The 23,269-nt window shown below is 40.5% G+C and carries 21 protein-coding genes; 7 read left to right on the top strand and 14 right to left on the bottom strand.

What is annotated here, in order from left to right; translation table 11 throughout:
• Positions 1–14 precede the first annotated feature (14 nt).
• Together H5182_RS04815 and H5182_RS04810 are read left to right on the top strand one after the other, a co-directional pair.
• Entirely contained in the window at positions 15–1,148 is a 1,134-nt protein-coding gene (locus tag H5182_RS04815; protein ID WP_145234899.1) for a 1-acyl-sn-glycerol-3-phosphate acyltransferase, read from the top strand.
• Positions 1,149–1,249: 101 nt separating this feature from the next.
• Positions 1,250–1,495, top strand: coding sequence for a DUF1289 domain-containing protein (locus tag H5182_RS04810; RefSeq protein ID WP_145234900.1), 246 nt, complete (start codon positions 1,250–1,252; stop codon positions 1,493–1,495).
• On the opposite strand, the gene H5182_RS04805 is transcribed toward H5182_RS04810, so the two are convergent.
• Positions 1,492–2,109, bottom strand: coding sequence for a transporter substrate-binding domain-containing protein (locus tag H5182_RS04805; protein ID WP_145234901.1), 618 nt, complete (start codon positions 2,107–2,109; stop codon positions 1,492–1,494). The two genes, H5182_RS04810 and H5182_RS04805, sit on opposite strands and share 4 nt — an antisense overlap.
• 214 nt (positions 2,110–2,323) lie before the next feature.
• Here H5182_RS04805 and H5182_RS04800 point away from each other — a divergent pair, with 214 nt between their 5' ends.
• Genes H5182_RS04800 through H5182_RS04790 form a run of 3 tightly spaced genes read left to right on the top strand, consistent with a single transcriptional unit; the run spans position 2,324 to position 7,478 of the window.
• The gene (locus H5182_RS04800) at positions 2,324–2,527 is read left to right on the top strand and encodes a DUF3283 family protein (protein WP_064667173.1); all 204 of its coding nucleotides are present in this window, start codon (positions 2,324–2,326) and stop codon (positions 2,525–2,527) included.
• Complete coding sequence (locus H5182_RS04795; RefSeq protein WP_145234902.1) at positions 2,527–2,931, top strand: GNAT family N-acetyltransferase; 405 nt, start codon at positions 2,527–2,529, stop codon at positions 2,929–2,931. Before H5182_RS04800 ends, H5182_RS04795 begins: the two co-directional genes overlap by 1 nt.
• Positions 2,932–2,969: 38 nt before the next feature.
• Positions 2,970–7,478 (top strand): EAL domain-containing protein, encoded by a 4,509-nt coding sequence (locus tag H5182_RS04790; protein ID WP_182759609.1) that lies wholly within the window; start codon positions 2,970–2,972, stop codon positions 7,476–7,478.
• A gap of 451 nt (positions 7,479–7,929) precedes the next feature.
• Here the strand turns inward: H5182_RS04790 and H5182_RS04785 are convergent, their stop codons facing one another.
• The 5 genes from H5182_RS04785 to H5182_RS04765 form a co-directional block, all read right to left on the bottom strand.
• A complete protein-coding gene (locus tag H5182_RS04785) occupies positions 7,930–8,889 on the bottom strand; it encodes an ion transporter (protein WP_145234904.1) in 960 nt (319 codons plus the stop codon).
• Positions 8,890–9,044: 155 nt separating this feature from the next.
• Complete coding sequence (locus H5182_RS04780; protein WP_182734555.1) at positions 9,045–9,539, bottom strand: adenylyltransferase/cytidyltransferase family protein; 495 nt, start codon at positions 9,537–9,539, stop codon at positions 9,045–9,047.
• Positions 9,536–10,576: a M48 family metallopeptidase gene (locus tag H5182_RS04775; protein ID WP_145234906.1), complete on the bottom strand. Its 1,041-nt coding sequence runs from the start codon at positions 10,574–10,576 to the stop codon at positions 9,536–9,538. The genes H5182_RS04780 and H5182_RS04775 overlap by 4 nt, the downstream gene beginning before the upstream one ends.
• A gap of 30 nt (positions 10,577–10,606) precedes the next feature.
• Entirely contained in the window at positions 10,607–11,539 is a 933-nt protein-coding gene (locus H5182_RS04770) for a uroporphyrinogen decarboxylase family protein (RefSeq protein WP_182758124.1), read from the bottom strand.
• Between the two features lie 10 nt (positions 11,540–11,549).
• On the bottom strand, positions 11,550–14,204 hold the full coding sequence (locus tag H5182_RS04765) for a bifunctional acetate--CoA ligase family protein/GNAT family N-acetyltransferase (protein ID WP_182731337.1): 2,655 nt from the start codon (positions 14,202–14,204) through the stop codon (positions 11,550–11,552).
• Between the two features lie 170 nt (positions 14,205–14,374).
• Here H5182_RS04765 and H5182_RS04760 point away from each other — a divergent pair, with 170 nt between their 5' ends.
• Positions 14,375–15,091 (top strand): SIMPL domain-containing protein, encoded by a 717-nt coding sequence (locus H5182_RS04760; protein ID WP_182731338.1) that lies wholly within the window; start codon positions 14,375–14,377, stop codon positions 15,089–15,091.
• 2 nt (positions 15,092–15,093) lie between these two features.
• Here the strand turns inward: H5182_RS04760 and H5182_RS04755 are convergent, their stop codons facing one another.
• From H5182_RS04755 to H5182_RS04720, 8 genes are all read right to left on the bottom strand, one after another.
• The gene (locus H5182_RS04755; protein WP_182759608.1) at positions 15,094–15,792 is read right to left on the bottom strand and encodes a hypothetical protein; all 699 of its coding nucleotides are present in this window, start codon (positions 15,790–15,792) and stop codon (positions 15,094–15,096) included.
• 138 nt (positions 15,793–15,930) lie between these two features.
• Entirely contained in the window at positions 15,931–17,763 is a 1,833-nt protein-coding gene (locus H5182_RS04750) for a DUF885 family protein (RefSeq protein ID WP_182731340.1), read from the bottom strand.
• 81 nt (positions 17,764–17,844) lie between these two features.
• On the bottom strand, positions 17,845–18,981 hold the full coding sequence (gene hemW / locus H5182_RS04745) for a radical SAM family heme chaperone HemW (protein ID WP_182731341.1): 1,137 nt from the start codon (positions 18,979–18,981) through the stop codon (positions 17,845–17,847).
• Entirely contained in the window at positions 18,978–19,577 is a 600-nt protein-coding gene (locus H5182_RS04740) for an XTP/dITP diphosphatase (RefSeq protein WP_145234920.1), read from the bottom strand. Before H5182_RS04740 ends, hemW begins: the two co-directional genes overlap by 4 nt.
• A gap of 3 nt (positions 19,578–19,580) precedes the next feature.
• Entirely contained in the window at positions 19,581–20,024 is a 444-nt protein-coding gene (locus H5182_RS04735; protein WP_145234922.1) for a DUF4426 domain-containing protein, read from the bottom strand.
• A 51-nt stretch (positions 20,025–20,075) separates the two neighbouring features.
• Positions 20,076–20,609, bottom strand: coding sequence for a YggT family protein (locus H5182_RS04730; RefSeq protein ID WP_145234925.1), 534 nt, complete (start codon positions 20,607–20,609; stop codon positions 20,076–20,078).
• Between the two features lie 57 nt (positions 20,610–20,666).
• On the bottom strand, positions 20,667–21,488 hold the full coding sequence (gene proC / locus H5182_RS04725; protein WP_182731342.1) for a pyrroline-5-carboxylate reductase: 822 nt from the start codon (positions 21,486–21,488) through the stop codon (positions 20,667–20,669).
• A 15-nt stretch (positions 21,489–21,503) separates the two neighbouring features.
• Positions 21,504–22,217, bottom strand: a complete 714-nt coding sequence (locus H5182_RS04720; RefSeq protein ID WP_145234929.1) for a YggS family pyridoxal phosphate-dependent enzyme — start codon at positions 22,215–22,217, stop codon at positions 21,504–21,506.
• A gap of 2 nt (positions 22,218–22,219) precedes the next feature.
• Here H5182_RS04720 and H5182_RS04715 point away from each other — a divergent pair, with 2 nt between their 5' ends.
• The gene (locus H5182_RS04715) at positions 22,220–23,260 is read left to right on the top strand and encodes a type IV pilus twitching motility protein PilT (RefSeq protein ID WP_145234931.1); all 1,041 of its coding nucleotides are present in this window, start codon (positions 22,220–22,222) and stop codon (positions 23,258–23,260) included.
• Positions 23,261–23,269: the final 9 nt, after the last annotated feature.

Genomic DNA, 23,269 nt, shown 5'->3' with positions numbered 1-23,269 from the left:
TTAAAGATGCAGTAATGAGTGAACCAGTGGACAAGTACGCAGATATAAGACCTTACAATGATGATGAAGTAGCCGCTTCGGTTGCACGCTTGATTGATGATAATGCGTTTATTGATGTAGTTGCAAAATATAACTTACCGCGTTTTTTATCAGCTGTACCCTTTTTATCTAGAACATTGGTAAAGTATCAGTTACGTAAAAAGTGGGGCGCTATCAACAGTGTTGAGCAAGTTCAACAAATCGTTGCTAAGTATTTAGCACAGCTGGTAAAACGCACCACAACTGAGGTGACCTTTTCTGGTTTGGATCAACTCGATCCAAAGCAAGCGTATTTGTTTATCTCAAATCATCGCGATATCGTACTTGATCCTGCTTTAATTAATTGGGGCTTATTCAGTCACAAAATGAAGACAGTCCGTATCGCCATCGGTGATAACTTACTGCAAATCCCTTATATCACCGAACTGATGCGTTTAAATAAAAGCTTTATTGTTAAGCGCTCAGTTAAAGCGCCAAAAGAAATGCTTAGAGCACTATCGCAGCTTTCAGCTTATATTTACGATTCGCTTGCTGGTGGTGATTCAATTTGGATTGCACAAAAAGAAGGCCGCGCTAAAGATGGCTTTGATCAAACAGATCCTGCGCTACTTAAAATGTTGCAGCTTAATGGTCGTAAGCAAAAGAAAGAGTTTGCTGAGTATGTACGTGAGCTAAAAATTGTACCAGTATCAATTTCATATCAATATGAACCTTGTGCAACAGCCAAAGCCAGAGAGCTTTATCATAAGCAGCATCATGGTAAATATGTAAAGTCAGCGGGTGAAGATATTGCCAGTATTGTTGAAGGTTTTAGTACCGCCAAAGGGCATGTTCATTTAGCATTTGGGCAACCAATTGAAGACGGGTGTGAATCACCAGAGCAGCTGGCAAAAACCATCGATGAGCAAATTATTGATTCGTTCTTTTTACACCCAGGAAATTATATCGCTGGTGGCTGTAAACAGGCGGTGATTAATAAAGCCGATGCTCAGGCATTTGAGATGCGTATGGCGCGTGTTCCAGATGAATTAAAACCTCTGGTGTTAGCTATGTACGCTAAGCCATTTCATCGTAAGGTTGAGTTTAATAGTAGCGAAAGCGGCCAATAACTAATGTAAAACATCTTCAAAAAAACCGTAATTAAGTTACGGTTTTTTTTCGTTTAAAAAACGGGCTATACTAAAGTTGTGTTTATTGGCCGATGTTTGTTATGCAACAAATTGAAATTTTTGAAATTCCAAGTCCTTGCAAAGGCATTTGCGAGGTAAATAACCGAGGCTATTGCAAAGGCTGCTATCGAAGTCGGGAGGAACGCTTTGGTTGGAATTCATTTTCAAACGTAGAAAAAAAGCAAGTCATTAGTTTGTGTCAACAGCGTTATAAACGTTACTTGCAAAAGCGCCAAGCACTTATCGCTAAGTCAGCACCATCGGAGCAGGGGGATTTTGGTTTTTAATCAAGATTATGTTTAGCCCTGAGTAAACGAACTGTGCCATTTTCATTGAGTTTATGCAGTTCTTTTTCAAGCTTAGGAATTAATGCGCTATGGCGTGAATGCAAAAAGTGATAGCTTTTTATTGGTGCCAGTATTTCAGTTTGAAATTGCTTAACATTAAACTGAGGGTGTTTAGTAGACAATAAAAAGTCGAGTAAAATCACACCTTGTACTTTACCTTGAGTGAGTAAATTAAGTTGAGCAGTGACGCTTTTCACCTTAATAATGTCACCAATAAAAGGGTGTTCGTTAAGGTAACTCTGCGCTGCAGGATAACCAACTTGAATGGCGATATTGTCTAGCTGCTCAAATGTACATTGTTGGCAGTTTTTTAATAGCACAAGGTTAAACTCAAATAGCGCAAAGTTAACCGGATGCAAGTTTTGATATTGTTGACTGATACTGGCCACTCGCCCTAATTGGCCATCAAGCGTGCCATTGTTCGCTGCAGATAAAGCGCTTTGGTGATTAAAGTCAATAATATGTACATCATAGCCAAGTTCCTTATATGCAAGGGTCATCAGCTCAATCACATAGCGAGCCTGTGGGGTATCGGCTGGGCGATTAAACAGCATATGTTGCGTGTTCGCTATAGTGCTCAGTGGCGTTAGTGAATAACAGAGCAATATGAGATAAAAAAAGCACTTAATCACAGCGTTTCCATATTAGGACTAAAAACGCCACCAATCTACGTTTAAAAGCTAAAAAGCGCAAGTTTAGCCGTGACTCTTTTAGGCAAATGTTTGTTATACTCTGGGCATTAATATGATTAGTAATAACTGGTAATTTATGTCGTTTAACTTATGCTTACTACCTCGTGAACAAAAATATCAAATTCAATTGGATTACGAGGCATCGTTTTGGGCTTATCAAATAAAGCGTGGTAAGAGTACTCGTGAGCAAATATACAATACAATTCATAGTCGGCCAGTGGCAGAGCAGATGTTTTTGAAGCAGCAATTTGAACAATATTTAGCGACGATGCAAAGTTAATGACGGCATTGCGTTTTGAATGCCTAGAGCCAATTAAAACCCCTTTAGTGAATAAGTTTTACGATCAATATAAAGCCCGAGGTCGGGCAACCAGACAAGATCAAGTGTGGGTTGTTTATAATGACTTAGTTATTGTCGCGGCATGCAGAATTCAAAATCGCAGTGATTATTTGTTTTTGTCTACCTTGCTGGTTGCACCTGCTTGGCGCGGTCAAGGAATTGCAAAAAAACTACTAATTCATACCTTGTCTAATCAAAATTCACTCGTTTATACATTTGCTTATAACTATTTAGCTGATTTTTATCAATCAATTGGCTTTAACTTTGTGTTAACATTGCCACCACCTTTAGATACACTCTTTACTGTCTATAAGCAACGAAATATCGTAGCTATGCAGTGCTAGTAAAAATAATTTGTTAAAACAACCACGTGGAAATTTAGATGGGTCAATGGTTTAAGGCTAGTGTGTTCTTTTTGTTAGCCGCCTTTGTTGTTGCTAGCCAAGCTACTATGGCGCAGGTAAAACGCTTATCGCCAAGTGAAGGTTTATCACAAAGCTATGTCAATACCATGTTGATAGATAAAAGCGGCTATCTTTGGTTGGCGACTGAAGGAGGCTTAAATCGTTACGATGGCTATCAGGTAGTACATATTGCAGGGCCAAACGGGGAATTAGATGAAGCAATTATTGACCTTATATATCAAGACCCGGATGGTTATATTTGGATTGCATCGTTAGTTGCAGGGCTGTTTCGCTATGATCCAAGTACCGATAGTTATCAACAATTTTTATCAAAACCCACCAGTGAAGAACAAGTCTTAAGTCAGTCTGTATTTAGTATGGTTGCCACCGATAATAAGTCATTATGGATTGGCCGTGGTTGGGACTTTGCTCGCCTTGATTTAGCGACGGGCCAAATTGAGACTATTTTTGAATTACCAGAGCGCACTCGTAATACCGTGATCCGCGATTTATTACATTACAAAGGTTATATCTTCATTGCCGCCAGTACTGGCGCATATGTCTATCATATAGCAACTGGGCAATACCGAAAATTAGAGCATTTAAGCACCGAGCCAGACCATGTGTATCAAAATTATATAAAGTCGTTTGCAATAGGCGAAAATGAGCAACTGTTAGTGGGGGCCGTACGTGGTTTATATCAAGTTGATATTAGTGATTTACCGAGTATGTTTGAGCGCCCAGATGTGCCTTTTAAAAATAAAACCATATTGAACGATCTTAATATTTGGAAAATAATAAATGACCATGGGGTGCTTGATTTAGGCACCGATAAAGGTTTATTTAGTCTCGATTTGAATAGCGGTGAGCTGACTAAAAATAATAGAGTAAAAGAAAGTAAATACTCACTGGCAGATCCAAGTGTTATCGATATTGTCAAAGATAGTAACGGCGCTATGTGGACAGCTACTAAAAGTGATGGGGCATTTTATTTACCTTATGATAATTATCATTTTGAAAATGTTAATGCCAGCATGCTCTCCGGTGATGGTTTATCGCACCCTTCTATTTGGGGCATAACCGAGTATGAAGATAAACTCTGGCTAGCAACTCATAATGGTTTAACTGCGGTTGATTTAAAAACTAATCAAGGGCAAGTGTTTTTAAAAGATTATCAAGCTGATTTGTTTACCACTGAATTTAATATCTACGCTATTTCTCCTTATAAAGATAAATTGTGGCTGCGTACTAATCGCGGGATTTTTAGTTTTGATCCGCATAGCTATGAAATTTTTCCTGCAACAACAGCCGACCCAAGCCAGCAACACCTGATCACAGGGTGGATACATGGCTCAGTATTGATGCCAAATGGTGAATTATTTTATGTTCATTCTGATCATGGCATGTTTGTTTATAATATCGACAGCCAAAAGATCACTCCTTTAGGTGGTGAATTTGAAAAGTTTGAACCGTTTTTAGCTTATGGTTTCTTACCGCCTTTATCTACCAAACCTGACTCCCCGTTATTTTATAATGCAGGGGTGCTTTATCAGGTTGATCCAAACTCATTTGCTTTAACAAAAATCTATACCGTGCCACAGCAACACGAAAATGTAGCCGTTAATGTAATGTCTTATATTGTTGATAATAATAATGTGCTGTGGATCACGTTATCGAATTTTGGCTTAATTGGTCTTGATGCATCGAATTACAAGCTGTTGTATACCATAGATTTAGATAAAAATAAGCTCGGCACCTTATTGTACGATATGGTGTTAGATGATGCTGGAATGATCTGGATGAGTAGTCATAAAGGGATCTGGCGATTAAATCCAGAAAACAAACATTTTCAGCAATTTACGACATCAGAAGGACTGGTCTCTACCGAGTTTAATAGTGGTGCATTTACGCGTTTAAAAACCGGCCAAATAGTCTATGGTACGTTAAAGGGATTTAGTTATTTTTACCCAAATGATAATCAACCTAGGCATGGTTTAATTGATCATGTAAATATAACCAGCATTGATTTGATGTCTCGTGAATTATCTACGGATCTTAAGCAACCAATAAAAACAATCACCTTAGAGCACGACGATATAGGTCTTGAAGTGGCTTTTTCGGCAATGGCATTTAACTACCAAGAACGTATTATTTATGAGTATCAACTCTCTGATGGGCAAAAGTCTTATACCCGTAATAATAACCGAGTGCTATTTCCAAAACTTAACCCCGGCAAATACCAACTAAAAATTTGGGCTAAAGATCCGCTTACTGGCGACTACACACAACCGGCAGTATTGGACATTGTGGTAAAATACCCGCTATGGCGCGCGCCTCAGTTTATAGTGCTTTACGCACTGGTTTTTTTTGGATTAGTTGCGGCTTGGATTATGCGTCGTAATCGAATTCAGCAATTATTATTAGCAGCCCATAGAGAAAGCCAAGAAAGTGAAGCGCGCTTAAAGTTAGCATTAGAGGGCAGTCGTTCAGGGGTGTGGGATTGGCAATCTTCAAGTCCAATCATTTATCAACCACGACTTAAAAATGAGCTGGGTTATGATGTTGAATCGGTTAATTTGGATGATTATTTAGCAAAAATACATCCTAAAGATAAACAACATTTTCGTATCGAATGGTTAGAATTTTTATCCACCGAGAAAGGCTATTTTAACTGTACCTATCGTTTACGCCATAAATTAGGCTATTGGCGCTGGTATAAAGACTTTGGCAAAGTGGTTGCTTGGCAAGGAAGTACACCCGAGAAAGTGGCCGGCACTTACACTAATATGACTCGTGAATTAGTGTTTGAAGAACATGCCCGTTTATTTGGCGCAGCATTTGAGCAAACCCGCGATTGGGTCTTTATTCTGGATAAAAGTTTACGTATTTTAGCTACCAACAAAGCACTGCAGAGCGCATTTAACTTTCCTGTTGATTATCGTTCTAGCTGCTCATTACACTTAGGGTTAAGTCGTGTTGTAAGGGTTAACTATTTACGTGTAATGAAGGAATTGCAAGCTGGTGAACATTTTTCTGCAGAAGATACCGTTTATTTAGCTAATGGTGAATCTCGCCATGTATTAATTAAAGTCAGTGCTGTGGCAGATACTGAACAACGCTTAGAAAGCTATGTGGTTATCCTCACTGATATTAATGCGCAAAAGTTAGCTGAAAATGAATTGTTTTTATTAGCAAATTACGACAGTTTAACGGGGTTACCAAATCGTACTTTATTTAATGACCGGGTTGAACACGCACTTGAACAGGCAAAAGGCCAAAATTCAAAAGTAGCGTTACTCAATATTAATATCAAACGTTTTAAGTATTTTAATGACTCGCTAGGGCATGAAGCTGCCGATGAGATAATAAAGGCGGTGGCATTGCGGATCAAATCGCGTGTACAGGCCAAAGATAGTGTTGCCCGTTTTAGCGGTGATGAATTTATGTTGTTAGTCGAGGGCATTCAACAAATCGAAGAGGTTGTTTTACTGTGCGTTAAGTTGATGGCCAGCTTGAATGACAACATCATTATTAACAACCAAGCGATTAGTGTCAGTTTAAGTATTGGCGTGGCGATTTCGCCTGATGATGCACTCAGTGCTAAAAGTTTAATTAAAGCGGCTGATATTGCACTGTATCATTCGAAAAAGAGCTTGGAAGGTTGTTATCAATTTTATAAACAAGAAATGAACCAGCATGTACAACGCTCTCTGCATTTAGAATCACAATTAACTCAAGCCTACCAAAATCATGCGTTTTGTAATCATTACCAAGTAATTGTTAATGCTAAAACCCATCAGGCCGAAGGGCTGGAAGTATTGCTGCGTTGGCCAGAAAATAACAGCTATGAAACACAAGAGTTTGCGCTTGCTGCTGAGAGTATCGGTTTGATAACAAAAATTATGTTGCAAACCTTAGCTAGAGCGTTGATTGAACTTAAACAATGGCAGTTTCAAAAGCCTGACTTGTATGTGTCTATTAACCTGTCTGCACTGGATTTTGAGTATAAAAATTTAGTTGATGAAATTCGCAGTGCGCTAATTAATGCTGATGTATCAGCCAGCTCTGTGGTGTTTGAAATTACAGAATCAGTGCTGATGCATGATTCACCGCAAGCGTTAAATAGCATGTCAAAGTTGAAGCAACTAGGTTGTCGCTTATATATGGATGACTTTGGTACAGGTTATGCTTCACTCACTTATTTAAAGCGCTTTCCGATCGATGTACTGAAAATTGATCGCAGTTTTGTAACAGATATTGGTATAGATAGTGACGATGAAGCGATTATTCAGTCAACGCTTGCATTGGCGAAAAGCTTAGGTAAAGAATGCGTCGCAGAAGGCGTTGAAACTAAGCAGCAGCTTACCTTTTTGCGCAACTTAGGCTGTAATTTATTTCAGGGCTATTTATTCAGTAAACCAATCCCAGGTGATGATGTAAGCGCATTATTAAATAAAGACTGGCAGTCGTTGTTGAATGAAGACTAATGCTAGCTAGAGTTTTATTAAATGGTGAAAATATCAGTGCCGAGTTTATAAATGGTTACTTTTTTGAATTTTTAAGCTTAACTTGTTTTAGCAAAAAAATAACTATTATGAATCAAGGAAGTTATGAAGCCTGAGAAGCCTACTATTATGGATATGTCCGAATTTAAGCCATCAGCGAGATGTCCTAATTGTAATTTGATTATGTACTTAGGAAACAGGTGCCCGCATTGTGATTATTTGCTCAGTCATACGGAGCAAAAAACTCAAAGAGAATTTTGGCTTAAAGTTCGAAATACTGGCTATATAAAAGGTATGGTCTTCTTTGCTTTCTTCTTTTTTATAGCTTGGGTTTTATTTGCTGAGTCATAACGTTTTTGAGACTCAACACTACAATTAAACCAATCGCGGTGTTGATGCCCTAAACAGTTGAAATTTTAACTAGAAGCTATATCTAGTCTTGGCGTTCACCGCAGTGACGACAATAAAGGTTTTTAGTGCGTGCACTAAGTTGAGACTTAATTGCTTTGTTTGCTTCTTGCTTACTTAAACCAAGCTTACAGCGCAAATTCTCTAGATGCTCCAGTTGCGCATCATCTAGTTTGCCATCTAGCTCGCCATCATGCAGACATTCATGCACCGCATCACTAAACATGATCCTACGCTTACGTAGCTGTTCAGAGAAACTCGAAGCTAATAAGCCGGTGGGTATTGCTACCATTCCCATACTCAGTAACGTGATCACGCCGCCAAAAAAACGCCCTAGCGGTGTTACTGGCACAACGTCACCATAACCTACAGTGGTCAGCGTTGCCATTGCCCACCACATTGCCGCAGGAATGGAGCCAAATTTATCCGGTTGTATATCGTGTTCAATTAAATAAATTCCGCAGGAAGCTAAAATTAGCACCACTGCCATTATAAAGAATGCGGCCAAAAGCGAACTGCTTTCATCACGAAATGATTGTAAAAGTAGCTGCATTGCTCGTGAGTAACGAGTGAGCTTAAAAACACGTAGGAGTCTGAGCACTCTTAAAAAACGTAAATCAAAGGTGATAAACATCATTAAGAGCGTGGGCAGGATTGCCATGAGATCAATTAAGGCTAAAGGAGAGAGTAAATATTTTAAACGGCGTTGAAAATTACCACAGTCTAGACTTTTGTACTCGGCACGTTCTACGCATGACCAAAGGCGAAGTAAATACTCGATGGCAAAAATACTAACCGAGACAAGCTCAAGTATTAAAAATTCATACTTATATTGCTGAGCCAAACTGACCACGGATTCAAGCACAATTGCAATCACATTAATCATTATCAGCGATATTAGAAATATATCGATGTAATGACCAGTCTTACGGTACTCCCCATTACCTTCAAAAAATAGCGCTGTGCGTTTACGTAAATTATTCAAATTAAATCCGTGTTCTTTTAAAAATAATACTGGTTTAGAGTTTAGCTTATAGCGACTATTCAAAGGCTATAAATATGGTTATGTCAGATTGTACATTGTCGTATTGAGTGTGCATATAAGCGGTGAAAACTTGTAATGTAGAATTAAAACGTGCATTACAAACTATCGGAATAAGATGTGATTATTTTTTTCTTAATACCCGAGCTCGAAATATTAGGTGTTTGTGGTGCAAACATGACATCAATATCGTACGCTTGTAATGCATCAGCGGCTTCATTCCAGCGCTCACTATTTTGCCATTGCCCGCCAACAACCACCTTATTTACTCCCCATGCTTGTATCCATTTACAAGTGCTCTGAGTCTTTACTATTGGACTTGGCACTAAGGCAACGTGATCCACGATCGCCAGTGCGCTTATAATCGCCATTCTTTCATGCTGATTAATGATCGGAAACGTATTTTTATTTTCAAAGCATAAGTCATCTGACGCAACCGCAACAAACAGTTCGCTTCCTTGTGCTTTAGCAAATTTTAAATAATTTAAATGACCAATATGAAATAAGTCAAATACACCAAGAGCCAAACAGCGCGTATTATGACTGCTTTTATTATCTGAATTTAAGCTATGTATTTGTGAGTTTAGAGTCATGTAGGCATACTTTCGGCTTTATCGGTTAATTTTTTTATTAATTCGTCGTTATTATCAAAAAAAGTAAGTTGGTTTAATATGTGTTTTAATTTCCCCCATTCACTCATTAAGCATAACTTATAAAGCCTTGAATACACAAAGCACTGTGTTAATAACGAGAATGAGCGAATATTTTTTGCGCATAAAATAGTATCAAAAAGAGGGTCGGGTGTTTGCCAATCTCCATAAAGCGCACTTAATATCAGTTCAGGTTGTGCTAGATGCCATACGTTGCCAAAGGGAGTTGTTTTTTCTACTAAATTTAAGGTTGGATATTGTGTAATTCTATTCCACTCAAAGGGAATATCACTCATCCAAAGCCCACAAATAGTTTGTTGGTTGGCGGTATCAACACCAAAGCCACAAATGTCCAAGGTCACTCCATCTGGGTGAGCAAAGCATCGTGGGTTAATTAAGTCATAAGAGCGCATATGTTCATGCCAGCCTTGGCTTTTTAAAAGTGTAATAGCCTGCTCCATTTGCCCCCAATCAACTCCAATATCAATATCTTTATCAAAAGGGAGAATTGCACCTTCGCGTATGATGCCCAATAAGCTACCTGCTGTGGCAAAGGATTTAATGTTTTCTTGGCGTAAAAGGGCAAGGGTTTTCCATAGCAAGGCCTCATGTATTTTGGTATCGAATTCAACTTTTGGTTGTTGTTTGTAGCTATGGATGGGTGGAGTGTCTAAAAACATCTCTAATGCATGGCGATATTGTGCAACCGCTAAGGGAAGCTCACGTGCTTGTTGGTAGCACATACCTAAGGTATAACTAAGCTCACTTGAAGCTGGGTGTGCTGCCATGCAAGCTATTAATGGCGCTATGTGATTTTTTGCTGTGCCCTCTATCAGTGCTATTTCGGTCAAATAACGATGTGCAATCAAAGATGAGTGGTCTTTGCTCAGTACATATTTAAATTTTGCCTGCGCTAATTGGTATTGGTTTTTTTGGTATAACTCAATGCCTTTTATTAACTCTGTATGTATTATGCTCAATTGATTATTTTCCGTAGATATAAATAAAAATCACAGTTCTTTCACAATAGAACATGTTCTTAATAATGTATTGTTTTTAATGCTTACAGGTAGAGTGCAGCTTGGGGCAATAATGACTCTATTAAGGTCTAAGTTGCGGCGGCAGTATAATAAAAATTGTTCAATTTCTTCCGTTTTAAGTGGGCGCGGTAATAATAATTTATCCAATAGCCCTACAAATGTAATATCAGGGAAGCTAGTGAGCAAAGCTTTTATAGATACCACATCGTGGCAGTCATCAATTGATAGTAAAGAGAACCTGTTACTATCTAGGTAATCAAAATAAATGGAAGAACTGCAATGATAGTGAAGAAGGTGGTTTTGATGTGTTAACTGCGCTATGCATTGTTCATCATAAGGCGCTACAAGTGTTTTAAATTGCTGATAACTGCAAAATGCACCACAAGCATGAAAGCTGCAGTAGTAAATTCTAACATTTTTAATTAATAGTAAAGCTTCAATATATTGTGCTGTTATATCACTTAATAAAGATAACATCTTTTTGTAAGGTGCGCGCTCTAACTCGGCTGCAGTTAATGTACCCGCAAGCATTGAATTTAAATGATAAAGCGGAGAGTAAACCGTTGCAAAACACAGTTTATTCTCATTGCTAAAGTGCTCGCTAACACGTTTATGTGCTTCAATATTTATGAGTAGTTGCGGACAATCGTTTAATTCTTTAGGGCTTTTTTTATCATCTAACAAAGCTGATAAACTATGGGGATAGCTGTTTTTTTCAACTGTTCCTAATGGGTTATGTTTGAAGTGCCGTTTAATGCCAAATGCGCTACATACACTATTACTATTACAGCTCAGTTTTATAAAGCAATGATCATGAATATCTTGGTATCTAATAACTGACTTTGCTAGTAAGTCAGCATCTAAGTCGATATTAGGCCAGTGCTTCCAGCTCGTTACTTTCAACTATAGTCCCTTATAACTTCAGTACCATGTTTATACTGCCTTCTTCAAAGTCGCGGCTGATCTTAAAGCCTAGTTTTCGGGCTAATTCAATCATTCCGGTATTTTCCGGCAGGGTGATACCCTCAATAAATTGTACGCCTTGGCTTTGACAATACTCAATAGCGGCGCGCATTAATAAGCCACCTAAGCCAAGGCCTTGGCAGTTTGAGCGTACTACTATAGCAAATTCGGCATGCACTTTATCTGGGTCCATTAACACCCGAGAGACGCCAAGCGTGGCGTTGTCTTGAGTGATAATAAACGCCATTTCACGATCGTAGTCAATTTGCGTCATTTTAGCGAGTTGATCGTGGTTAAATTGCGGCAGCTCACCAAAAAAGCGCTTGTAGCGATCTTCTTTGCTGAGAGATTGATCAAACTCTTGGTGCGCTTGTTCATCTTCTGGCTTTATTGGTCTGAGTGTCGCAAGGGTATTATTTTTAAGCGTCACTTGTTTAACCAGCTCAATTGGGTAAGGGCGAATAGATAAGCGTTTACGATGTGATTGTACTTGGTAGTGACTCAGGGTCATGGTGGCATCAAGCACCAAAAACTGGCCATTACTGGCTAAAATAGGATTTAACTCAAGCGAAGTTATATCGGGTTGATCAATTACCAGTTGTGAAATTCGCGTAAGCAATGCACACAGGCGATACTTATCAACTTTCTCAGGCAAAATGCGATCTTTAAGCACGCCTTTATCATGCGCCGCAGCAATTAAATATTTTGCTAAGTTCATATTCAAAGGTGGTAAAGCAACCGCTGCTTGAGCAAACTCTAGACCTGTGCCGGCTTCTCCTAGAAGTATTACAGGACCAAAATTAGACTCAGTTTTTACGGCAATGCGTAGTTCATTGGCCCCCGCTCTGGGAGCCATTTTTTGTAGCGAAAAACCTTCAATAATCGCATCAGGGTAGGTGTTTCTTATTCTTAATAACATTGCAAAAGCGGTTTGCTCAACTTCTTGTGCGTCATTGAGATTAAGTACTACACCACCGACTTCTGATTTAGATGGAATGCTAGGGCTGATCAGTTTCAGTGCCACAGGAAAGCCTAGCTCTATGGCTTGCTCTTTTGCTTCTGTCGGCGTGTATGCGACCTCGGTTTGAATACATTCAACGCCATAGTGAGCGAGTATTTGGCTGGCTTGATGGGTGGATAGATAGCTTTGCTGCTCTGCTAAAAACTCATTCACGAGCGCTTTTGCTGCGTGTTTATTGATTTTAGCGTCATCTGTGTTTGACTCTGGAGTTTGGGTTAAATGTTTTTGATTACGGCGATAACTTACTAAGTGCATAAAGGCACGAACTGCGCCCTCTGGGGTGCGATAAGTAGGAATGCCGTAGTTGCTACATACACGACGGGCGGCATAGGCGGCATCTTCGCCCATAAAATTTGTGATCACATAAGGACGCGCCATTTTCGGTAGTTTATTCAACGTTTCAGCGATAATTAATGCATAGTCTTCACTTGGCGCAAGGGCCGATGGCGTGTGAATGATCAGTAGATTTTTTACTTCCTTAGCATGCAATAAAATTTCCAGTGCTTGTTGGTAGCGTGCCGGAACTGAGTCACCAAAAATGTCCACCGGATTAGAGGTCATATCCGATTGTGGGATCACTTTATTGAGCGCCGCACGGGTTTCTTCACTTAATTGTGTCAGCTTACCAGAACTTTGTAATAAGCTATCAACGGCCATTACGCCGGGGCCGCCGCCATTGGTTAAAATGGTGAGTTGTTCCACCTTTAATAATTTAGGATGCATGGCCAGTGTTTGTGTAGCAGCAAACAGTTCAGTTAAATCATTTACCCGTAACATACCTGCGCGTTGGAAGAGGGCGTCATACACCGCATCTGAACTTTGCTTGCCGCCAGTGTGAATTTCGGCAGCAAGTGCTCCTGCCGCTGTTTTACCGGTTTTAATGGCGATCACCGGTTTACTAAACGCAGCGGCACGAGCAGCTGAAATAAAGCTGCGGATATTCTCAATGTTGTCAATGTACAGCAAAATAGCCTTCGTTTTTGCATCGCGACCTAAAAAGTCGAGTAGTTCAGCAAAGTCGATATCTAAACAATCTCCCACAGAGACAAAGTATGAAAAGCCAATTTCTTTATGTTTTGCCCAATCTAAAATAGTGGAGCACACAGCAGCTGACTGTGAAATAAACGCTAATTTACCAGGGCTTGCGATAGTGTGAGAAAAACTCGCATTGAGGCCAATATGGGGGATCAATAAACCCAAACAATTAGGGCCAAGTAACGATACTTTGGCATGTTTAGCGGCTTCTTGCAGTGCTGTTTTTTGTTCATGATTGAGTCCGGCTGCGATCACAATCGCATTTTTACAGCCAAACTCTCCCAGCTCTGCAATGATATTAAGTAGAGTGTGTTTGTTCGTACAAATAACTGCAAGGTCCGGTATTTTCGGTAGCGCCGCAATAGACGGGTAGGCCAACACGCCATGTACGGCGCTATTAGTCGGGCTTACTGGCATGATAGGGCCGTTAAATCCGCCTTGTAATAAGTTGCGCATTACTACAAATCCTGCTCGGGAAACGTTATTCGATGCACCAATCACGGCAACCGAAGTCGGATTGAAAAACTGACTAATGCGTTTTACACTCATGGTCTTTCCTTGCGGGTTATTTGTTTTTTAGCACGACGATGCAATAGAATCTTTTTGCTAACGACGCTCGCATCTTGAGGTGGTTTGGGTATATGCTCAATGTAACCTGTTTAAGTTGATTTTTCGAGCATCAAACCAACTTAACATTGATAATTATCAAAGGAACCTAAATGAATAAGCCAAATGGATATTACCAGTTGCTTGGCGCAGCTGTATTGAGTGTCGCTATACTTGGCTGCGGATGGATTTTAAAATCAGCAGCGCTTGATGTAAAAAATATGGAACGCACGGTTGAGGTTAAAGGATTAGCAGAGCGTGAAGTAACTGCTGATACAGTGATCTGGCCGGTACAATTTAGTGATGCGGACAATAACCTCGAAAAGTTAGTTGAACGAGTTGAGCAGAAAAATGCCGCAGTGATCGCTTTTTTAAAACTGCATGGCTTTGATGAACAAGAGATCAGCCAAGGTAGGCAATCAATTGTTGATAAACAAGCGCGCGAATATGGCGCTGATAATCAACAGTTTCGCTATATTGCCCGCGCAAATATTACCGTGTATTCGCAGCAGCCTGATAAAGTGCAAAACGCCTTAACTAAGGTGGGCCAGCTAGCCAAACAAGGTATTGCGATTGTGCAAGATAACTATGAAACCCGCATTGAATATTTGTTCTCTGGGCTAAACGATATAAAACCAGCAATGGTGCAAGAAGCAACCGAAAAAGCTCGCGAAGTGGCATTAAAATTTGCCAAGGACTCACAGTCAAAACTAGGTAAAATTCGCACCGCAAGACAAGGGCAGTTTAGTATAATCGACCGAGATTCAAACACTCCGCAGATAAAAAAAGTGCGAGTTGTAACCAGCGTTGAATATTATTTATCTGATTAATTTTATTTATGTTGTACAAGGTAGCGCTCAACTTGTTCTGTTTTACAGCGTAAGTAAGCGCCACTGAGCAGTATTTTATAGTCACTGAGTGGCTTTTCTGGGCTTGTTTGAGATAACGTGAGTAAGGCTTTTAAGAATGCGGCAGTGTTTATATTGCCCTGATTTTGTTTAAACTCAACTTCCATTAATGCCAGCAAGGCCGAAAATTCATGCTTTGGTAAGCTGTGTTGAGCTGGGTTGTTTGCAATGTAACTAGCAACTGGGGTCAGCCCGATATCATTAACTTGCGCTAATGCTTGCAGCAAGTTTTCGTTACTTTCAAATAGCATCAGTGAACGTACATAATTAAACGGTAAATTAGCCTCACTACACTCGGTAAATAAGCGGTGCAATACATTTTGCTGCTGTTGGTTTTGTTGTGTAAAACCATGATTGAACTTGAGACCAGGGGTAAAAAAACTTAATTGTTCGGTATTATTTAGCTGACTGATGATGGCTGTTGGTAGAGAGTGTTGAGTTAATATGCGTGTGGCGATATTTTGCAGATAAGTATATTTTACACTCATGCGTTGCGCACTGCTATATAAGTGCTGTAACTGCATGGCTTGTTGTATTGAAGATAAACTGGCAAAGCTATCAACAATGGCTTGCAACTGATGCTGCTGCATCTGTTGATTTAGTTGACTGATACATGTATCCATTGTTAATCCTATACGTTACGTGTATATCAATTGCTTTATCCTAGCGTAAAGCACTTGTTGGTCAAGTGTTTATCTATCTTTCAGGCAATAAAAAAGGCCGTAGATACGGCCTTTGTATATGTTATAAAGTAAGGATGCTTAAGCTGCTAGTTTGCTTGCAACCCATTCATCAACAAAGTTTTCAAGTACGTTTAGTGGCACTGCGCCATTTTTAAGTACTACATCGTGGAATTGGCGAATATCAAACTTATCGCCTAGTTTAACCTTGGCAGCTTCACGAAGTTCTAAAATCTTCAGCATACCTACTTTGTAAGCAGTTGCTTGCGAAGGCATTACAATGTGACGTTCAACCATTTTAACGCCGTCAGACGTCGCGTTTGGCGTGTTATTTACGTAGTAATCAATACCCTGTTGGCGAGTCCACTTCATTTCGTGGATACCAGTATCAACCACTAAGCGACATGCACGCCATAGTTCCATCGATAGACGGCCAAAGTCAGAATAAGGGTCTGCATACATGCCCATTTCTTTTGGTAATAACTCTGAGTACAAGCCCCAACCTTCGATATAGGCTGTGTAGCCACCGAATTTACGGAACTTAGGCACGCCTTCAAGCTCTTGCGAAATTGCAATTTGCATGTGGTGACCTGGAATACCCTCGTGATAAGCCAGCGCTTCCATTTGATACGTTGGCATTGCTTCCATGTCGTAAAGGTTAGCGTAGTAAACACCCGGGCGTGAACCATCTGGTGCAGGCTGTTGGTAGAATGCTTTACCAGCCGCTTTTTCACGGAATGCTTCAACACGCTTAACAATCATGTCGGCTTTAGGCTTAACAATGAATAGCTCATCCAAGCGTGATTTCATGGTGTTAATAAGTGCCGTGGCTTCGTCAAGGTATTGCTGCTTACCTGCTTCAGTATTAGGTAAGTAAAATTGCTTATCGGTTTTCATAAACTGCATAAAGGCTTTTAAATCGCCTTTAAAGCCAACTTTTTCTTTGATTTGGCGCATTTCGTCATGAATACGAGATACTTCAGCTAAACCGATGGTGTGGATTTCTTTAGCCGTTAAATCAGTAGTAGTAGTGCGCGCTAATGCGTTGTTGTAAAACGCTTCGCCATCAGGAAATTTCCAAGCACCATCACGATCATCAGCACGTTTTTCAAGCTGTGCTAAATAATTAATCAACTTAGAGTAAGAAGGTTTTACAGCCGCTTTAAGGGCTTTCTCAGCATCGCTGATCAATGCGTCTTTATCAGCTTGAGCAATTTCAAGCTTAGCAACTTTACGTTTAAAGTCGGCAAGTAAGGTGGAATCATCACCTTGTTCAAATGGCGCACCGTGAATGATATTTTTGCTTGAATCAATCACATGTGGGAATACAAATTTAGGAGCGATAATGCCTTTATCAGCACGTACTTCTAAATCGGTGATCAGTTGATCAATAACCGTGGTTACGCCATTTAAACGCGAGATATAGGCTTTGGCATCGGTAACATCAGAAATCTGGTGTTGGTTGATTAAAAAGGCCGGGATCATCGAGTGAGTACCAAACATTTGGTTCACTGGGTAGTTATGATAGCGCCATTTAAAATCAGCAATGCTGTTTTCAAGGTCTTGCTTTTTAAGGTCATAACTAACTTTTGTGGTGTCATCTAGGAGTTCGCGGTTAATAGCGTTTAATACCACTAAATCATCTTTTGTTTGTTGATGATCTTTCAGTACGCGCGCTTCGCTACCGTCATCCCATTTGTCGTAGTCTTGTTTGATACCCATGTATGTTTGATAAACAGGGCTGCTCATCACATCACGGTTAAAAGTATCTTCGAAGAACGCATTCGCTTTGTCTATTTCGCTTTGTACAGGTTGTGCTTGTACAGTTGGCGTGCTTTGTTGCTCTGGTGTTTGCTGGCAACCACCTAGCAGTGCAATACTCACTGCGGCGGCGATAAAGGTTAGTTTACGCATGTTTTCCCTTTTGTTGTTAGAAACCATTGAAGGTTATTAATTATTATTAGTGTGTATTTGTTAGTAAAGTTTGGGTCGTTATTACACAAACAATTCTAGCAGGTCATTTAAAAAACGATGACCTTTTTGGCTTACCTGCCAGTGACTATCCGTTTGCTTAAGCAAACCCTTGGCAATGGCTTGTTGCAGCGCATCAGCTTGGCTTTGCAGCGGTAACTGAGTTAAGGCTGTAAAGTCACTAATTGGGCAGGCTTCAAATAACCGTAAGCGATTCATAAAGAATTCAAACGGTAAGTCGTGCTGTTCAACTGGCCACTGTTTAAATAAATAGGGCTTAGCTAAATCCATATAACCGCGAGGATGTTTTACTTTCTCAGTGCGGGTAATGATGCCTGTTTTAGCATCGGTTACCTTACCATGGGCACCACAACCAATGCCTAAATAATCGCCAAAGCGCCAATAATTTAGGTTGTGTTGACATTGGTAGCCAGGTTTTGCATAGCCGGAAATTTCATATTGCTGATAACCTGCCTCAGTAAGTAAGGCTTGGCCTTGCTCTTGAATATCCCATAAGGTGTCATCGGCCGGTAACGTTGGCGGTTTAGAGGCAAATTGGGTATTGGCCTCAATCGTTAACTGATACCACGAAATATGTGGCGGATTAAGGGCGATGACTTTTTTCAAGTCGCTCAGCGCATCAGCAACAGATTGCCCCGGTAAGCCATGCATTAAATCAAGATTAAAGCTATTTAAACCTGCTTCATGAGCTTGCTCTGCGGCATATATGGCTTCATCGGCACCGTGAATACGCCCCAACGCTTTGAGCTTGTCGTCTTGCATGCTTTGCACACCAATCGAAATACGATTAATGCCAGCTGCCACATAGTCTTTAAAGCGGCCTGTTTCAACCGTACCGGGGTTGGCTTCTAAGGTGATCTCGCAGTTTTCACTTAGGCCAATTAATGAATCCACCGCCGTTAATAAATTAACGTAGGCCTCACCGGTTAATAAGCTAGGCGTGCCACCACCGATAAAGATTGAATGAATTTTACGTCCTTGCACTAAGTGCAGATCGGTTTTTAAATCATCAATTAAATGCTGCACATATTCCTTTTCAGGGAGCTCACCTTTTTGACCGTGACTATTAAAATCACAATACGGGCACTTTTGCACACACCAAGGGACGTGCACATATAAACTTAATGGTGGTAAATTCACAGGCCGCCTTTGAGCTTAAGCTCAGACAATAAACGTTGTAACGCCTGACCACGATGGCTAACTGCATTTTTTTGCTGTTTAGTCAGTTGCGCACTGGTGCATTCAAGTTCTGGCACATAAAAAATAGGGTCGTAACCAAAACCACCTTGGCCGTTTTGGGCTAAGGTAATTTGACCTTCCCAGCTCGCACTGCAAATCAGTGGGGTAGGGTCATCAGCATGACGCATTAATACCAGCACACACCAAAAGCGCGCACTGCGGTTTGGGTTGTCAGCAAGTTCGCTTAATAATTTATCAATATTATCTTGATCGCTAGCGCCTTCTCCTGCATAGCGAGCTGAGTAAACGCCAGGGGCGCCGTTAAGGCCATCAACCTCCAATCCTGAGTCGTCAGCAATAGCTGGTAGCCCAGTTATTTTTGCAGCATGGCGAGCTTTGATAATAGCGTTTTCAACAAAGGTGGTGCCTGTTTCTGCTACTTCTGGCACATTAAAATCGCTTTGTGGCACAACGTTTATTTCAAGCGGGTTTAGCATTTGCGCCAACTCGTTGACCTTACCCGGATTGCCAGTGGCTAACACTAAAGTTTTTTTCATGAATTAATCTACGTAAAATTTTTGCTGGAACTGCAGCTTTTGAAATTGATTACCTTGTTGTATTTCAATTTCAAAGCGCAGAATTTCTTCGTTAGTAAAATCAACTTGCGCGAGGTAATAAATTGCATCGCCTTCGATGACTTCTTTGAAATCTAAGGTTTGTTTATTACCAAGTAGGTTTTTAGCAGTGCCTTTAAGAATGGCGGTTTGCGCTGTGGCATCGGTATCTTTTTTAAGGATTGAAATATTTACAATGCCCTTATAACCACTACGTTCTAGGCCATAGGTTTTAGCTATTTGTGGTTGAATAAAGGTTGACGGAAATGCAATGTAATGTACTTGCCATGGACCGAGTTCTTTGTATTGTGCGCCTTGCATTTGTTCACTGTGAGCACTAAAGGTAATGCCTGCCAGTGCAAAAAATAAAATACTTGCGAGCTTTTTCATAAATGACTCTTAAAAAAAGAGGCCTAGTAGGCCTCTGTGTTAATGATAAGGTTAGCCGACTAAATCCATAAACAGAAACTGGGCAAATTGCAGCGCGATAATCAACACTAAAATTGATAGATCTAAGCCGCCCAGTGGCGGTAACACTTTACGAATAGGTCTTAACATTGGTTCAGTTAGCTGCTGAAATACCGCTTCTACTGGATTGTTGCCTTGGCTTACCCAGCTTAATAACGCGCGAATAACTAATACCCAAAACAACAAGTTTAAGCCTTCTTTAATCACCGTTTCTAGCGCATCTAACAGTACAAATCCAACTTCCCATGTCGCGCCTACTAAAAATATCAGCGCAGTAGTTTTTGCAGCAGCGACAATGAACGCCAGTAATAACGAAGCTAAGTCTAGACCACCTAACCCTGGAATAATTTTACGCAGTGGATTAACAGCAAATGAAGTAGCTTTGACCACAAACTGACTCAACGGATTGTAAAAATCAGCCTTGGCGGCTTGTAGCCAAAAGCGCATTAATACGACCATTAAAAATAGATCGAATAGTGTGCTTATTAAAAATTGCATGGCGTTCATAACGTACCTTAATTAAAAACCTTAAACATAAATAGGGCTAAAAGCAGCAAAGTGCTTTTAAAGTTCTTGTTCCATTTGCTCTGCGCGAGCAATACAGGCATCCATTGCATCGGCGACAGTGTTAGTCAGACCGTGTGCTTTTAAATGTTCAACGGCTGCATGCGTGGTGCCACCTTTTGATGTCACATTAGCACGCAATTGTGAAATACTAATCTCAGGCTGAGATAGTGCCATTTCAGCTGCACCTAATGCTGTTTGCTGTACTAAGCGACGTGCGTCTTCACCGCTAAAGCCAAGTGCTTTGGCTTTTTCTTCTATGGCTTCCATAAATAAGAAAAAGTAAGCCGGTGATGACCCCGTAACAGCAATAACATCGTTAATTTGTGACTCTTGCTCAACCCATACCGCAATACCTGTACATTCAAATACTTGTTGCACAAAAGTGTGTTCTTGCTCGGTTTCGCCAGCACCAAATAAACCTGATACACCGCGCCCTAATAAAGACGGGGTATTTGGCATACAACGTACCATCTTAACGTCTTGTCCGAGCATTTCACGTAACCGCTTAACCGTTAAGCCTGCGGCGACAGAAATAAATAGCTTATCGCTAAAGTCGATACCCGAATCTTGAAATGATTGACATAAATCACCCATCATTTGCGGCTTTACAGACAACACAATAACATCGGCATCGCGCAGTGCTTGGTTATTATCTGCGGTGGTTTTAACCCCGAAATCCGCTGCTACCTTAGCGAGTTTTTCTTGGTTACGATTTGTTGCAATAATACTCGATGCAGCAAATCCTTTTTTTACCATGCCGCCAATAATGGCGTAGCTCATATTACCTGTGCCTATGAATGCAATTGTTTTATCTGACATATCTTAGTTATCACCTTAGCTTCGTTGGCCAAAAATATCCGTGCCGATGCGTACCATGGTTGAGCCTGCTGCAATCGCAGCTTCGACATCACCACTCATCCCCATCGACAGGGTGTCTATTTGAGGATATTGGGCTTTAAGTCTATCAAAGCAAGCACGTAATTGCTCAAAATATTGTATTTGTTGCTGTGGATCGTCAGTTTTTGCTGGGATTGCCATGACACCACGCAATTCTAAATGCGGGCAATGGTGAATAAATTCAGCGAGGCTTGCAAGTTTATCGGGGTGGCAGCCTGATTTTGAGTCCTCTAAGCTGATATTTACTTGGATCAGTACTTTTAAAGGGGCTTTATCTGCGGGCCTTTGATCGTTTAAACGTTGCGCTATTTTTTCACGTTCAATACTTTGCACCCAATCAAAGTGGCTGGCAACAAGGGCGGTTTTATTTGATTGAATAGGGCCAATGAAATGCCAAACAATATCGCTATAATTTGCTAATTGGGTTATTTTATCAACAGCTTCTTGAACGTATGATTCACCAAATTCTCGGTGACCTTGTTGATAAGCCGCTAGAATGAAATCAGCAGGTTTGGTTTTTGATACTGCCAACAAGCAGACATCGTGCTCATTACGATGATATTTTTTTGCCGCTAAGGCAATTCTAGCATAGGCGGACTTAAGTCGTTCTGCTATTGTAACCATATAATTATCAGTTAGTTGTGGAGTCATAAATGGATATTACCGAATTGTTGGCCTTTAGTGTGCAGCACAAAGCATCAGATTTACACTTATCATCAGGGGTTGCGCCAATGATCCGTGTTGATGGTGATGTGCGACGTATTAATATACCAGCGCTGGAAAACAAAGATGTTAACAGCCTAGTTTACGATATTATGAACGATAATCAACGCAAGGACTATGAACAAAACCTTGAAGTGGATTTTTCGTTTGAAGTGCCAAACTTAGCACGTTTTCGTGTTAATGCCTTCAACTCAAATCGAGGCCCCGCAGCTGTATTTCGTACCATTCCCAGTGAAGTGCTGACGCTTGATGATTTAGGTGCGCCAGATATATTTAAAACAATCTCAGATACGCCGCGTGGTTTAGTGTTGGTAACAGGACCTACAGGCTCTGGTAAATCGACCACATTGGCTGCGATGGTGGATCATATAAATCAACACAAGCATCATCATATTTTAACCATCGAAGATCCCATCGAGTTTGTGCACGACAATAAACTGTCGTTGATTAATCAACGTGAAGTGCATCGCGATACGCATAGTTTTTCTAATGCATTGCGCAGTGCTTTACGTGAAGATCCAGACGTAATTTTGGTTGGTGAGCTACGTGATTTAGAAACTATTCGCCTTGCCATGACTGCTGCTGAAACCGGCCATTTAGTATTTGGTACATTGCATACTACGTCAGCCCCGAAAACCATTGACCGTATTATCGATGTGTTTCCTGGTGAAGAAAAAAGTATGATCCGCTCAATGCTTTCAGAGTCATTACGCGCAGTTATTTCACAAACCCTGTTGAAAAAAATTGGTGGCGGGCGAGTCGCAGCACATGAAATCATGATTGCAGTGCCTGCGATCCGTAACCTTATCCGCGAAGATAAAATTGCGCAAATGTATTCGTCCATTCAAACTGGCGCATCGCATGGTATGCAAACCATGGATCAGTGTTTAATCAATTTAGTGAATCACGGTGTTGTTACCAATGCTGAAGCGCGTGCTAAAGCACAAGATAAAAATAATTTCGGCGGCTAGGCCCGAGTA

The organism is Pseudoalteromonas sp. SG44-17 (assembly GCF_014164235.1).
Classification (GTDB): Bacteria; Pseudomonadota; Gammaproteobacteria; order Enterobacterales; family Alteromonadaceae; genus Pseudoalteromonas; species Pseudoalteromonas rhizosphaerae.
This window is presented reverse-complemented; position numbering and strand designations above follow the sequence as displayed.